Below are 14,228 nucleotides of genomic sequence, written 5' to 3'. Positions count from 1 at the left end.
TCGCGCTTTCGCGCGCCACCTTCTCCCACAAGGGGAGAAGGGAAGAGAGTCACTGTGTGCTTTGAGTCTAAATCATCCCGAGCACGATGGCGCCGACGAAGGCCATGGCGAGGTAGGCGGTGATCACGCTCAATCTGCCGGCGAACGTCATGAGGTCGCTCCCTCGGTGCGCGCTGCTTGGCGCGCAGCCCTTATGGTTAACAGAAAGTCTCTTTTCGAAAAAGTCAGGCTCGCTGTCGCTCGTCATCGGCAGCAACCGGTGCCGCCGCGCCCGGTATGGTTAAAGAACACTGAAATCAACACGTTGAAGAGTCTTTAAGTAAATTCATCGAACGTGCGTGCATGACGCGCGGAGTTCGTTTGTATCTCGTCGGCTCCATCGTCCTTGTTTCGCTAGCGGGTTGCGGTCGCGGCTTCTTCCAGGCCGAACGCGAACCCTGGCGGGCCGAGGCAGAAGCCGCATGCCTGAAATCGGGCGCAGTCAAGGAAAGTGCGGACATCGTCCGCATCGACCCGATCTCCGGGCCTGGCAGCTGCGGCGCCGAGTTTCCGCTCAAGGTCGCCGCCATCGGCGAAGCCTCCGGCACCTATGGCTTTGCCGACGAGGCGCTGCGTCCGCCCGGCAGCATCGGCAACCAGCCGCGTTGGCCGGTGCAGCCGCAGTCGAATTATCCGCAGAGCCAAGGCTATCCAACATCGTCCTATCCGGCATCGTCCTATCCGCAGCGCTCGAACTATCCCGAGAGCGCGGTGCGCCAGCCCGCCGGCTACGGCACGTCGTCCGGGCCGATGTCGCTCAACGCACCCGGCGTGGCCGCGCAGGAGGACGAGATCGATCTGCCGCCGGAGGGCACCGATGCCGCGGGGGCGGCGCGCTACATGAACACACCGAGCTATCCGGCTCGTCCGGCGCCTTACTCGCAGGCGCCGGCGCAGCAGCCGCTGCCGCGTCTTGGTCCTGCGCAGGGTAATCCCGTCACGAGCGTCGGTCCCGTCGCGATCAAGCCGACCGCGACGCTCGCCTGTCCGATCGTGTCCGAGCTCGACCGCTGGCTCGCCGACACGGTGCAGCCGTCGGCGATGCGCTGGTTCGGCGTGCGCGTCGCCGAGATCAAGCAGATCTCCGCCTATTCCTGCCGCGGGATGAACGGCAATTCGCGGGCCCATATTTCGGAGCACGCCTTCGGCAACGCCCTCGACATTTCCGCCTTCGTGCTCGCCGACGGCCGCCGCATCACCATCAAGGACGGCTGGCGCGGCATGCCGGAAGAGCAGGGCTTCCTGCGCGACGTGCAGGCTGGGGCCTGCGCGCACTTCACGACCGTGCTGGCGCCGGGCTCCAACGTCTTTCACTACGATCACATCCATGTCGATCTGATGCGCCGCGCCAGCCGCCGCCTGATCTGCCAGCCGGCCGCGGTGTCGGGCGAAGAGGTCGCCTCGCGCGCGCAATCGCGCAGACCCTATGCGAGCGGGCGCGAGCCGTCGGTGACCGGTTCGCTCGGTGCTCGCAAGAGCACGATGCACAAGCGGGAAGACGACGACTACATCGACGAATAGCCCGATTTGCCAGTAGCCCGGATGGAGCGAAGCGCAATCCGGGAAAAACTGTCCCCGCATTCCGCTTCGCTCCATGCGGGCTACGATCGCGTCAAAGGCAATGTCTATCGTCCGCTATCTCACCCACCCGCAGGTGCAAATCGATCCCGATGTGCCGGTGCCGCAATGGGGCCTGAGCGCGGTGGGTCGCGCGCGCACCGAAGCTTTGGCGAATGCAGGCTGGCTCGCAAGCACGACGCAGATCGTCTCCAGCGGCGAGCGGAAGGCGATCGAGACCGCCGACATCATTGCCGCTCGTCTCGGACTGATGATCGAGATCCGCGAGGCCATGCACGAGAACGACCGTTCGGCGACCGGCTTCCTGAAGCCGGCCGAGTTCGAAGCCGTCGCCGACCAGTTCTTCGCCGCGCCTCATCTCAGCGTGCGCCGCTGGGAGCGTGCCGCGGATGCACAGGCGCGGATCGTGCGCGAGGCTGAGGCGGTGCTGGCGCGACATCGTCCCGGCGACGTCCTGTTCGTCGGCCACGGCGCAGTCGGCACGCTGCTGTTCTGCCACATTGCGGGCCATCCCATCGCCCGCATCCACGATCAGCCCGCCGGCGGCGGCAACTGCTTTGCGTTCGCGCGGGAGGGGCGGCGCGTCCTGCACGGGTGGCGCGCAATGGAAGAAGTCGGGACTTGAGCTCAGCGGAGCCGGAGTTCATCCGGCGGTCGGCTTCCGCGGCGCGGGTGCCAATCCCATGCAGCGCTGCACTTCACCCGGGACGTTGTAGGTGCGCATGATGTGGCGGCTGTCGCGCAATCCGGACGCCTCGCGTTGCACCACGAACATCCAAAGCGCCTGGCCGGCTTCCAGCACCAGCTTGCGCCTGGCCGATTGCATCGCTTCCGGCACATCGGTCGCTGCGTGGGCGGCGTCGAACTCGCGCAAGCGCGACAGGCTCTGTTCGAGGGCGCGGCCCATCCGTCCAAGCGCGGAAGCCTGTTCCTGGACGATCTCGTAGTGGAGGATGTCGACCGGCGGGCGAAGATCACGAGACATGGCCGCAATATAGCCGCCCGGCCCGCAGGCGCAACGCGCGGCTACTTCGCCTTATACGCCGCCAGGAACATCCGCGTTGCGCTCTCGACCACCGCACTCATGCGCTGTTCCGACGGCGCGGGCGCCGCCTGGAACACGAAGGGCAGGAACAGCGAGGCCTTGCTGAGCTCCATGAACTGCGAGGCGGCGAGATCGCAATCGTCGATCGCGAGATCGCCCGAGGCGACGCGGGCCTTCAGATAAGCGGAGAGGCTTTTGATGCTCTTGTCCAGCACGCGCGCATAGTAACGGCGGCCGACATCAGGCATGCGCTCGGCGATCGCCATCACGGTGCGGATCGCGGATCCGCCACCGGGGCGGCAGACCAGGTGAAGATAGGCGAGGCCGAACTCCTTCAGCGTGGTCTCGGCCTCGCGCTCGGGATCGAAACTGAACACGACCTGGCCATGCTGGAGCGCCTCCTGTTCGACGATGGCTTCGAACAGCGCGAATTTGTCGGCGAAATAGACGTAGAGCGTGCCCTTGGAGACCTGCGCGGCGCGGGCGATCTCGCCCATGCTGGCGCCGTCGAAGCCAAGATCCATGAACACCTTGCGGGCACCGTCCAGAATCTGGCGGCGCTTGGAATTGTCCTCGTCCGGGACGACGTGCAATTGTTCGCCGGCAGCTACAACCATTGGTTTAGGGTCTCGGAAGCTTTTTGGTTCGGATCAGGGCCATGAAACGCCAACGAAGGCTTCGCGGCAGTAAGGTCTGCAGGACACGATCTCTATATTGACCGAACCGTTCGGTCAATGGTATTTGAGGTCCAGCGAGGAGACCGCCCGCAGCAGCGGGCGCCCTCGGTTGCGTTTTTGGGGAGGCCTGGATGGCCGCATCGAGAGACCAGACGGCTCGCGTCCTTCGCCAGGAAGCGGTGGAGGACCAGGCGGGTGGTGATGCTGTCTCCGAGGCATCCGCACTCCCTGCCGAGCAGTTGCGCCCTCATGTCGCTGAGGAAACGAAGCGTCCGACCCGCGAGGCGCCGGAGAGTCCGGCGACCGACAAGCCGCCGGCAACCGCGGCAGAAGCGCCCGCCGCCGCTGCGCCCAAATCCGGCAGGCGCAAATTCGTGCTGACCGGCGTCGGCCTCGCGCTCGCGCTCGCCGTTGCGGGCTATGCCGGCTATTACACGCTGGTCGGCCGCTTCTACATCTCGACTGACGATGCCTATGTCCGCGCCAACAACACCATGCTCGGCGCGCGCGTTGCCGGCCACATCTCCTCGATCCTCGCCGGCGACAACACGCCGGTCCGGGCCGGCGACATCATCTTCCGCATCGACGACGGCGATTACAAGATCGCGGTCGAAGCCGCCGCGACCAAGATCGCGACCCAGCAGACCACCATCGATCGCATCGGCCGCCAGGTCGCCGCACTCGACAGCCAGGTCGCCCAGGCCAAGGCGCAGCTCGTCTCCGCCGAAGCGGGCCTCAAGCGCGCCGACCTCGATTACGAGCGCCAGCAGGCGCTGAGCAGCAAGGGCTTTGCCTCGCGCGCCACCTTCGAAAGCTCGGAAGCCGGACGCGACCAGGGCGCCGCCGCGGTCAAGGCTGCAAAGGCCGCCTACGAGGTCGCCGTCAGCAATGTCGACGTCGCCAGGGCGCAGCAGGCCGAAGCGCAGGCCCAGCTTGCCGAGCTCAAGACCACGCTGGCAAAGGCCGAGCGCGACCTCGGCTTCACGCTGGTGCGCGCGCCGGTCAACGGCACGTTCTCGAACCGCCTGGTCAACACCGGCGACCTCGTCGCGGTCGGCCAGCGCCTCGGCAACATCGTGCCGCTGGACGAGGTCTATATCGATGCGAATTTCAAGGAGACGCAGCTCAAGCGCATCCGCCCGGGACAGCCGGTGACGATCAAGGTTGATGCCTATGGCATGCGCAAGTTTTCCGGCGTGGTCGACAGCATCGCGGCCGGCGCGGGTTCGGTATTCACGCTGCTGCCGCCTGACAACGCCACCGGCAATTTCACCAAGATCGTGCAGCGCGTGCCGGTCCGCATTCGCGTGCCCAAATCGGTGGCGAGGCAGAACCTGCTCCGCGCCGGCATGTCGGTCTACGCCACCGTCGACACCAACAAGGGCGCCGCCGACGCCGACAGCGAGGTCGATCTCGACGATCCCACGGTCCATCCGCAGTAGCCAACCCAAGCACTGCGAGATCGACGATGGCCACCGCCACCACCGCTTCGCCCGACATGATGGCGGATCCCGCTTCGGAGCGCATTGCGCCGAAGCGGCTGTTCGCGTTCATCATCATGGTGTTCGGGATGTTCATGTCGATCCTGGACATCCAGATCGTCTCGGCCTCCTTGAGCGAAATCCAGGCCGGGCTGTCGGCGAGCTCCAGCGAGGTGTCCTGGGTTCAGACTGCCTATCTGATCGCCGAGGTGATCGCGATCCCGCTGTCGGGCTTCCTGTCGCGCGCCTTCGGCACGCGGCTGCTGTTCGCGATCTCGGCGGCGGGCTTCACGGCCGCAAGCCTGCTTTGCGGCTTCGCCACGACGATCGAGGAGATGATCCTCTGGCGTGCGCTGCAGGGCTTTCTCGGCGCCGGCATGATCCCGACCGTGTTCGCCTCGGCCTACACGGTTTTCCCGCGCACGAAATTCCACATCGTCGGACCCATCATCGGCCTCGTCGCGACGCTGGCCCCGACCATCGGGCCGACGGTCGGCGGCTACATCACCGATCTGATGTCGTGGAACTGGCTGTTCTTCATCAACGTCGTGCCCGGCATCGGCATTACATTAGGTGTGCTGGCGCTGGTCGATTTCGACGAGCCGCATTTCGAATTGCTCGACCGCTTCGACTGGTGGGGCCTGCTGTTCATGGCGAGCTTCCTCGGCACGCTGGAATACGTGCTGGAGGAAGGATCGCAACATCAATGGATGCAGGACACGTCGGTCGCGATCTGCGCCTGGATCAGCGGTCTCTCGGCGATCGCCTTCTTCTGGCGCGTGTTCACGGCGGCCGAGCCGATCGTCAATCTGCGCACCTTCTCCGATCGCAATTTCGCCGTCGGATGCACGCTGCAATTCTGCATCGGCATCGGCCTCTACGGCCTGACCTACATCTACCCGCGCTATCTCGCCGAAGTGCGCGGCTACAGCGCGCTGATGATCGGCGAGACCATGTTCGTCTCCGGCATCACCATGTTCCTGGTCGCGCCGCTGGTCGGCCGGCTCATGGCGAAGGTCGACATGCGCTACATGATCGCATTCGGCCTCATCGTGTTCGCGATCGGCTCCTACCAGATGACCTTTATCACGCGCGAATACGATTTCTACGAGCTGCTGGTACCGCAGATCCTGCGCGGCATCGGCATGATGTTCGCGATGGTGCCGACCAACAACATCGCGCTCGGCACGCTCGCGCCCGAGAAGGTGAAGAACGCGAGCGGCCTGTTCAACCTGATGCGCAATCTCGGCGGCGCGGTCGGCCTCGCCGTCATCAACACCGTGCTCAACGAACGCACCGACCTGCACATCGTCCGCCTGCAGGAGCGGGTGACCTGGGGCAACGCGACCGCGACTGAAACCCTGACCATGTTGATGCAGAAGTTCCAGGGGCTCGGCGATTCCGCGCTGATGGCGATGAAGCAGCTCAGCCAGATCGTGCATCGTCAGGCGGTAGTGATGAGCTTCGGCGATGTCTTCCTCATGCTGGCGCTGTTCTATCTCGGTCTCAGCCTGCTGGTCGCGCTGCTGAACAAGCCGGCTTCCCCGTTCGGCGCGGCCGGCGACGCGCACTAATTTGCAACACTCGTGCGTGATCTCGCGCGAGCCCCGTTGCAATCGGCTGGCGACACATCTATAAAGCGCACCTCATTCATTCGAACCGGGGAGAGATTTGCATGATGTCGTCGCAATCGCAGATCGTACGCCCGCGCTCGATGATGACCTCGATCACGTTCTGGCTCGGTATGTACGCGGCCTGTTAGAGGCCTCTTCCGCCAGCTTCGATTGGGCCAAGGTTTTGGCCAAGCGTCCCGATCGCTTCGTTTCCCAAGTCAAAGTCAGTCTTACGTGACGCCGTCGCGGCCTTCGGGCCGACTCGCGTCCATCGATGGAGCCGGCCCGCGCGAAGCGGCCGGATGATGCCATGACCGCTCTGTCAAAGAAGCCCGCCGCCATTCGCGTGGTGCTGCCCTTCGTCTTCCGGCACTGGCTGAAGCAGCCGGTGCGCGGCCTCGTCGTGGCCGGCGGCCTGTTGGGCGCAACCGTCGCCGACCTGTTCATGCCGGTCTTCTCCGGACATCTGGTCGATGCGTTGACCCGCGGACCGTCCGATCCCGATGCGCGCCATGCCGCGCTGGTCGCGTTCGGCGCCATCGTGGCGCTGGGCGCGGCCTCGGTGGTGCTGCGGCTCGCAGGGTTGCAGGCGATCGTGCCGTTCACGCTCAAAACCATGTCGGACGTCGCACAAGAGGCATTCACCCGCGTGCAGCGCTTCTCGACCGACTGGCATGCGAACTCCTTTGCCGGCTCCACGGTGCGGAAGATCACTCGCGGCATGTGGGCGCTCGACCTGCTCAACGACACCATCCTGATGGCGCTGGCGCCCTCGCTGCTGGTGCTGGTGGGCTCGATGATCCTGATCGGGATGCACTGGGCCTCGCTCGGCGTGGTGATCGCGATCGGGGCGATCTTCTACGTCACGATCACGGTGGTGCTCTCGACCCGCTACATCGCGCCGGCCGCCCGCGTCTCCAATGCCTGGGACACCAAGGTCGGCGGCACGCTGGCGGACGCGCTGACCTGCAATGCGGTGGTGAAGTCGTTCGGCGCGGAGTCGCGCGAGGACACGCGGCTCGCCGGTGTCATCAACCGCTGGCGCGTGCGCGTGCGGCGGACCTGGTACCGCTATAATTACACGGCGATGTCGCAGCTCTCGCTGCTGCTGTGCCTGCGCGCGTCCGTGATCGGCGGATCGGTGCTGCTGTGGATGTCAGGTCACGCCTCGCCCGGCGACGTCACTTATGTGCTGACCAGCTACTACATCATCCACGCCTATTTGCGCGACGTCGGCATGCACATCAACAACCTCCAGCGCTCGGTCAACGACATGGACGAGCTGGTGGCGATCCATGACGAGCCGATCGGCATTGCCGATGCGGCCGACGCGCGGCCGATCGCGATCGAGGGCGGCGAGATCGTGTTCGACGACGTCACGTTCCACTATGGCGGCCATCGCGTGCCGCTGTACGACGGCTTGTCGGTCAGGATCCGCGCCGGCGAGCGGGTCGGCCTGGTCGGCCGCTCCGGCTCCGGCAAGACCACCTTCGTCAAGCTGGTGCAGCGGCTCTACGACGTCACCGGCGGCCGCGTGCTGATCGACGGGCAGGATATCGCGCTCGCCACGCAGCAATCGCTGCGCAGCCAGATCGCGATCGTGCAGCAGGAGCCGATCCTGTTTCACCGCACGCTCGCCGAGAACATCGCCTATGGCCGGCCCGGTGCCAGCCTTGAAGCGATCGAGCAGGCGGCCCGCCTCGCCAACGCGCATGACTTCATCCTGCGCCTGCCGAAGGGCTACGGCACGCTGGTCGGCGAGCGCGGCGTCAAGCTGTCGGGCGGCGAGCGGCAGCGCGTCGCGCTGGCGCGCGCCTTCCTGGCGGATGCGCCGGTGCTGATCCTGGACGAGGCGACCTCGAGCCTCGATTCGGAATCGGAGGCGCTGATCCAGGAGGCGATGGAGCGACTGATGAAGGGGCGCACCTCGATCGTGATCGCGCACCGGCTGTCGACGGTGAGGAGCCTCGATCGCATCCTGGTGTTCGACCGCGGCGAGATCGTCGAGCAGGGCACGCATACGGTGCTCGCAGCCAAGCAAGGGGGCATCTATCGCGGCCTGTTCGAGCGTCAGGTGGTGGAGCTCGGACAGATCGCAGCAGCGGAGTGAGGCGCGCGGCGGCGGGGCGAAGTCCCGCCGTCACGGCGTCGAGGGATGGAATGAGATGAAAGACCTGACGCGCGGCTCCATCGCTAGCCACATCCTGAGCATGGCGCCGCCGATCATGGCCGGCATGATCTCGATCATGATCTGCCAGCTGGTCGATCTCTACTTTGTGTCGGGGCTGGGCGATGCCGCAGTGGCAGGCGTGGCCGCGGCGGGCAATGCCGGCTTTCTCGTCAACGGCCTGATACAGGTGCTCGGCGTTGGGACGGTGGCGCTGATTGCGCATGCGGTGGGACGCAAGGACCGGCGGGACGCCAATCTGATCTTCAATCAGGCGGTCGCGCTGTCGGTGCTGTTCGGCCTGCTGGCCCTGGTCACGGGAGCGGTGCTGTCGCGTCTTTACATGCGTTCGATCGCCGCTGACCAGGCCACGATCGAGGCGGGGACCACTTATCTGTTGTGGTTCATGCCGGCGCTCGCGCTGGAATTCGTCATGCAAGTCATTGCCTCCGCGCTCAGCGCGACCGGCATCGTGCGCCCCGCCATGTTGGTGCGGGTCCTTGCCGTCATCATCAACATTGCACTGGCGCCGGTCCTGATCTCCGGCTGGGGCACGGGTTATCCGCTCGGTGTTGCCGGCGCCGGACTGGCGAGCACGATCGCGGTGGGCGCCGGCGTCCTGATGCTGCTGGCGTATTTTCGCAAGGTCGAGCGCTACGTTGCATTCAATCCGGTGCAGTGGCGTCCGCAACCACGCCACTTCAAGCGCATCCTCAATGTCGGTCTGCCGGCCGGCGGCGAGTTCGCAATGATGTTTATCTTCATGGCGGTAGTCTACTACGTGCTGCGCGACTTCGGCGCGGCGGCACAGGCAGGATTCGGTATCGGTCAGCGCGTCCTCGCCCTCATCCAGATGCCGGCGCTCGCGGTTGCACTGGCGGCCGGGCCAATCGCCGGCCAGAATTTCGGCGCTGGCGACGCCGCGCGGGTGCGAGAGACTTTTGTCAAATCGGTGCTGATCACCTCCATCGTGGCGGTCGGCTTCATGATCCTCGCGCAGCTGAAGCCGGAGCTGCTGCTGGCCGGATTCTCCAACGACCGGGAGACGATGGAGATCGCCTACCTATTCCTGCGGATCATCTCGCTCAACATGGTGGCGCAGGGTCTCATCTTCACCTGCTCGAGCATGTTCCAGGGCCTCGGCAACACCAAGCCTGTGCTGCTGAGCTCGATGACGCGCGTGCTCACCTATTCGCTGCCGGTGCTCTGGCTGTCGACGCGACCCGGATTCCGCATCGAGCACGTCTGGTATCTTTCGATCGCGGCGACGACGCTGCAGGCCGGCTTGAGCCTATGGCTGCTGCGCCGCGAGTTCGGCAAGCGCTTCGCGCCGCGGGACCAGGCCGCGGAGACGATGGAAGCCAAGCCGGTCGCGCCTTCCGCCCGTGCTCCCGCGTAGCGAAAGTGACCTCCCGCGAGTTCGCGGCGCTTTAATCCGCGCCAAGGCTGTTCCAGACGAGCGTCAGGCCCGACAGAAACAAGAGGCCGAGCACGACATCGCCGAAATGCTTGTCGTTCAGCGCATGGTAGACGCGCGCGCCCGCCCATGCGCCGATCAGCGTGCCCGGAAACGCGACGGCCGCGAGCCAGACCACCTTGAGGGCGACGAGACCTGATGCCGTCTGCAACACCAGCGCGGTGGCGAGCACCGTGAAGTTAAAGAGTTGGAAGATGCCGCGCCGCTCGTGCTTGTTCCAGCCGCGGATGTTGGCCCACAGGATCGGCAGCGGGCCGGACAATCCGGCAAGTCCGCCCAGAATGCCGCCGGCAAAGCCGATCGCACCGTCTGCGATCCGGCCGCCGATCTTGATCGCGAGCGGCCTCTTGTTCAGATACAGTGCGCTCGAAAAGATCAGGATCAGCACGCCGACGCTCAGCCTGAACACCTCCGGGTCCGCGGAGGCGACCATCATGGTCCCGAGCGGCACGCCAATCAGTCCACCGATCAGGAACGGCCAGACCAGCGAGAGATCGAAATTCTTCCACATCGAGGGCAGCGTCGAGGTCTGCGCGATGACCGAGCAGATCAGCACCAGGGGCACCGCGAGCGAGGGCGGCAGCACGTAGAGCCAGATGCCGAGTGCCATCAGCGCCGTGCCGAAGCCGGCCAGTCCCGAGACGAAGCCGCCGGCGAGCGCGCCGAGCAGCAGCAGGACGTAGGTGAGCGTTTCCAACGGATTGTCCTTGTCGCAAGGGGCGACCCTGAACGGTTGATCGCACGGCTCGCATAACATGCCTGCCGGCATCGAGGTCAATCCATGCCGCATGCAAGCGTGATCTGCGGCTTTCCAGCGCCGCGATCGTCAAAGACTAGACGATCTGCCTCGTATCGGCAGGCTTGTGCAGCGCGCCGACCAGGATACGCAGCGCTTCCGTCAATTCCGATCTGTTTCGGGCCGCGCCGAGCGAGACGCGTGCCGCATGCGGCGGTGCCCCGTCGACGGTGAAGGCATCGCCGGCGACGACGGCAAGCCCGTTCCGCAGCAGATGTGCGGCAAGATCGGGCCGCTCCTCCGGCAGCCGCAGCCAGAGATGATGCGCCGCGGGCCTGGCGAGGAACTGAAAGCCTTTCAGCGCGCGTTGCGCGAGCTGCTGGCGCCCGACCGCTTCGTTGCGGATGGCGCTGATGATGCGATCGGCGATGCCGTTTTCGATCCAATGCGTCACCAGCGCGACCATCAAGGGCGCCGGCATTTGCACGGTCGCCTGCAAGGAGGTGCGCATGTCCCGCTGGGCGCCGCTGTCGGGCGTCACCAGATAGGCAACACGCAGCGCCGGCGCGATGCATTTTGACAGCGTCGTTGCAAGATAAGTCCGCTCCGGAATGAGGTTCGCGATCGGCGAGGCCGAGCGGTCGAGCAGCCCGTAGGCATCGTCCTCGATCAGGATGGTGCCGGCATCGCGGATGATCTTCGCAATAGTGCCGCGCCGCTCGGCGGAAAGCGTCGCCGTGGTCGGATTGTGCAGCGTCGGAATGAGATAGACGGCTTTCGGCGTATGCACGCGGCACGCCTTTGCCAGCGCATCCGGCAGGATGCCGTCCTCATCCATGGGGACACCGACGAGCTTGACACCGAGCAGTGCCGCGGCGGCCTTGATGCCGGGGAAGGTGAGCGCTTCGGTCAGTACGGTGTCGCCGGGTCGCGCAAGATGGGCGAGCAGGTTGAAGAGGATCGTCTGAGCGCCGGGAAAGATCACCAGCCGGTCGGCCTGTGCATGCGGAACGCGGGCGCGCATCCAGCGCGTCGCGACCTCGCGCTCATGCGCGCTGCCGCCGGGCGGCTGGTAGTTGAGATACGCCGTCAGGCCCGATTGCGCGCGGAGGGCTTCGAGCCCGGCGATGATGCGCTCGTCGAGCTGCGCCTCCAGCGGGTGCGGCGGCACGTTCATCGACAGGTCGATCGCGACCGGGTGCGGCAGGTCAACCGCGCGCCGCGCGCTGGTCTCCGAGACAAACGAGCCCTGTCCGACCCTGGCTTCCATGATGCCGCGGCGCCGCGCCTCGGTGTAGGCGCGCGTCACCGTGGTGAGGTCGATGCCGAGGGCCTTTGCCAGGGCGCGCTGCGTCGGCAGCTGCTGACCACGCACCAGCCTGCCGGCGGCAATGTCGGCCTCCATGGCGTCGACGATGCGCTGGTAGCGCGGGCCCGAAAGCTCCGAGATTGTAGGGATCCATTCCATGCAATCCAGGCCCATAACCTTTGAATGTATGGATGCAAGATATTATTGCATGGATCATCGAAAAGGAAGAGGTGTGGTCATGTCTGTCTCTCTGGCGACGGTCTCTCTGGCCAAGGCGATGTGGCGCGGCTTCGGCGGCAGATGTCCGAATTGCGGGGAAGGGCACATGTTCGGCCGCTTCCTGAAAGTGACGCAGGCTTGCGACCATTGCGGCGAGGAGCTGTTCCACCAGCGCGCCGACGATTTTCCCGCCTATCTCGTGATGGTGGTGGTCGGCCATCTCGTGGTGCCGGCAATCCTCGCGGTCGAGACCGCCTACGCGCCGCCGGAATGGCTGCAGCTCGCGGTGTGGCTGCCGGTGACGCTGTTCGCCTCCCTCGCGCTGCTGCAACCGACCAAGGGCGCCATCGTCGGCCTGCAATGGCAGCTCGGCATGCACGGTTTCGAGGCGGGCAAGCTGCGGCGCGAGGCCGGCGAGCTTGCGCCGGTGCTGGTGAAGGACACGCGCGCCGCCTGAGGCGGCGTTTACATCGCGCGGCATGCCGCTACACTCCATCGTATCAAGCAAGAACGATGGAAACGCCGATGGCCCCGCGCGCGAAGACCTTCCTGCTCTGTCACGGCGCATGGTCCGGCGGATGGGCCTGGAAGAAGATGCACCCGCTGATGGTGCAGGCCGGCCACCGCCTGGTGGCGCCGACCTACACCGGGCTCGGCGAGCGCGCGCATCTTGCCAATCCGTCGGTCGATCTCGGCACCCATATCCAGGACATCCTCAACGTCATCGCTTTCGAGGACCTCAGCGACATCGTCCTGCTCGGGCACAGCTATGGCGGCATGGTTGCGACCGGCGTCGCCGACCGCGCGCGCGAGCGCGTAACGCAACTGATCTATCTCGACGCCTTCGTGCCGCGTGACGGCCAGTCGCTGTTCGACCTCAACGAGGGCGGGCGCGAGCCGATGCGCAAGGCAGTCAGCTCGGGCGACGGCTATCGCATCCCTCCGAACCCGCCGCCGCCGGACACCTCGCCGGCCGATCTCGACTGGCTCAACGCGCGCCGTGTTCCGATGCCGATCAAGTGCTTCGAGACGCGCCTGAGGCTCGAACATGGCGAGCCGGCGATGCCGCGCAGCTACATCTACTGCACGCGCCTTCCGCCCGGCGATGTGTTCGGGCAGTTTGCCCAGCGCACGAAGAGCGAGGAGGGCTGGCGCTATGTCGAGCTCGACGCCAGCCACGCGCCGAATGTGACGGCGCCGGAGGCGTTGATGGCGGTGTTGGACGAGATCGTCGCATAGGTCGCAGCCGTCATTCCGGGGCGTGCGCAGCACGAGCTACGATGCGCAATTGCGCATCTGAGAATCCATTTCTCCTCCGCGCCGGCCGCCTGATGGATTCCGGGCTCTCGCTTCGCGAGCCCCGGAATGACGGCGGTTGGCTGGCGAGGTGATCGGCCAAAATGGTGAGGGGTCCGATGCGTTGGCACCGAACCCCTCGTCGCACATCAGCCGGCCTGTAAGCCGGGTTCTGTAGGGCACCGTCCGCTTGCGCGAACGATACGTGACGGCCATTCCTCTGGGACCATGTTTGCACACGGCCTCGAGCAACCTACCCGGACGGCGGGCCTGACATCGCCCCGCGGCGTTATCGCTTTCGCGAACAGCCCGCTTAAGCCGTCCCTATTCGGTTTTGCTCCCGGTGGGGTTTGCCATGCCGGCTCCGTTGCCGGACCCGCGGTGCGCTCTTACCGCACCTTTTCACCCTTACCGCGCCGAAGCCCCGAAGGGCGAAGGCGGGCGGTTCATTCTCTGTGGCACTTTCCCTGGGGTCACCCCCGCCGGACGTTATCCGGCACCGCATGTCAAGGGAGCCCGGACTTTCCTCCCCGGCGGCCTTTCGGCACCTGCCGGAGCGGCCGTCCGGCCGACTGACTGATAACGCATGGG

General features: G+C 65.7%; 13 protein-coding genes and 1 other RNA gene. 9 read left to right on the top strand and 5 right to left on the bottom strand.

The features are described from left to right. The 3 genes from XF30_RS38925 to XF30_RS30220 all read left to right on the top strand — a co-directional run. Positions 1-319: hypothetical protein (locus tag XF30_RS38925; protein WP_204524530.1), on the top strand; the 319-nt coding region annotated here is incomplete at its 5' end. Between the two features lie 23 nt (positions 320-342). Further along, positions 343-1,560, top strand: a complete 1,218-nt coding sequence (locus XF30_RS30225; RefSeq protein WP_109144688.1) for an extensin family protein — start codon at positions 343-345, stop codon at positions 1,558-1,560. 100 nt (positions 1,561-1,660) lie between these two features. Continuing rightward, positions 1,661-2,242 (top strand): histidine phosphatase family protein, encoded by a 582-nt coding sequence (locus XF30_RS30220; protein ID WP_109144687.1) that lies wholly within the window; start codon positions 1,661-1,663, stop codon positions 2,240-2,242. Positions 2,243-2,260: 18 nt separating this feature from the next. Here XF30_RS30220 and XF30_RS30215 read toward each other — a convergent pair whose 3' ends face one another. Then, complete coding sequence (locus XF30_RS30215; protein WP_109144686.1) at positions 2,261-2,602, bottom strand: DUF6665 family protein; 342 nt, start codon at positions 2,600-2,602, stop codon at positions 2,261-2,263. 41 nt (positions 2,603-2,643) lie between these two features. Next, complete coding sequence (locus tag XF30_RS30210) at positions 2,644-3,279, bottom strand: TetR/AcrR family transcriptional regulator (protein ID WP_057026938.1); 636 nt, start codon at positions 3,277-3,279, stop codon at positions 2,644-2,646. A 191-nt stretch (positions 3,280-3,470) separates the two neighbouring features. On the opposite strand from XF30_RS30210, the gene XF30_RS30205 reads away from it, so the two are divergent. From XF30_RS30205 to XF30_RS30190, 4 genes are all read left to right on the top strand, one after another. Continuing rightward, positions 3,471-4,781, top strand: coding sequence for an HlyD family secretion protein (locus tag XF30_RS30205; protein ID WP_109144685.1), 1,311 nt, complete (start codon positions 3,471-3,473; stop codon positions 4,779-4,781). Between the two features lie 26 nt (positions 4,782-4,807). Continuing rightward, a complete protein-coding gene (locus XF30_RS30200) occupies positions 4,808-6,394 on the top strand; it encodes a DHA2 family efflux MFS transporter permease subunit (protein ID WP_109144684.1) in 1,587 nt (528 codons plus the stop codon). 349 nt (positions 6,395-6,743) lie between these two features. Next, complete coding sequence (locus XF30_RS30195; RefSeq protein ID WP_036003502.1) at positions 6,744-8,543, top strand: ABC transporter ATP-binding protein; 1,800 nt, start codon at positions 6,744-6,746, stop codon at positions 8,541-8,543. A 55-nt stretch (positions 8,544-8,598) separates the two neighbouring features. Further along, positions 8,599-9,999, top strand: a complete 1,401-nt coding sequence (locus tag XF30_RS30190) for an MATE family efflux transporter (RefSeq protein ID WP_109144683.1) — start codon at positions 8,599-8,601, stop codon at positions 9,997-9,999. Positions 10,000-10,030: 31 nt separating this feature from the next. On the opposite strand, the gene XF30_RS30185 is transcribed toward XF30_RS30190, so the two are convergent. Continuing rightward, the gene (locus XF30_RS30185) at positions 10,031-10,774 is read right to left on the bottom strand and encodes a sulfite exporter TauE/SafE family protein (protein WP_109145905.1); all 744 of its coding nucleotides are present in this window, start codon (positions 10,772-10,774) and stop codon (positions 10,031-10,033) included. A gap of 136 nt (positions 10,775-10,910) precedes the next feature. Then, a complete protein-coding gene (locus XF30_RS30180; protein WP_192893290.1) occupies positions 10,911-12,281 on the bottom strand; it encodes an aminotransferase-like domain-containing protein in 1,371 nt (456 codons plus the stop codon). Positions 12,282-12,360: 79 nt separating this feature from the next. Between XF30_RS30180 and XF30_RS30175 the strand changes: the two genes are divergently transcribed. Further along, positions 12,361-12,798, top strand: a complete 438-nt coding sequence (locus XF30_RS30175; protein ID WP_225151439.1) for a DUF983 domain-containing protein — start codon at positions 12,361-12,363, stop codon at positions 12,796-12,798. A gap of 68 nt (positions 12,799-12,866) precedes the next feature. After that, positions 12,867-13,580: an alpha/beta fold hydrolase gene (locus XF30_RS30170; protein ID WP_192893289.1), complete on the top strand. Its 714-nt coding sequence runs from the start codon at positions 12,867-12,869 to the stop codon at positions 13,578-13,580. A gap of 202 nt (positions 13,581-13,782) precedes the next feature. Here XF30_RS30170 and rnpB read toward each other — a convergent pair. Further along, an RNA gene (gene rnpB / locus XF30_RS30165) (RNase P RNA component class A) lies at positions 13,783-14,213 on the bottom strand. Positions 14,214-14,228 lie beyond the last annotated feature (15 nt).

Origin of the sequence: Bradyrhizobium sp. SUTN9-2 (assembly GCF_003122645.1) — a bacterium.
Taxonomy (GTDB): domain Bacteria; phylum Pseudomonadota; class Alphaproteobacteria; order Rhizobiales; family Xanthobacteraceae; genus Bradyrhizobium; species Bradyrhizobium yuanmingense.
The sequence above is the reverse complement of the archived record's forward strand: the minus strand, read 5'-3'. Positions and strand labels throughout refer to the sequence as shown.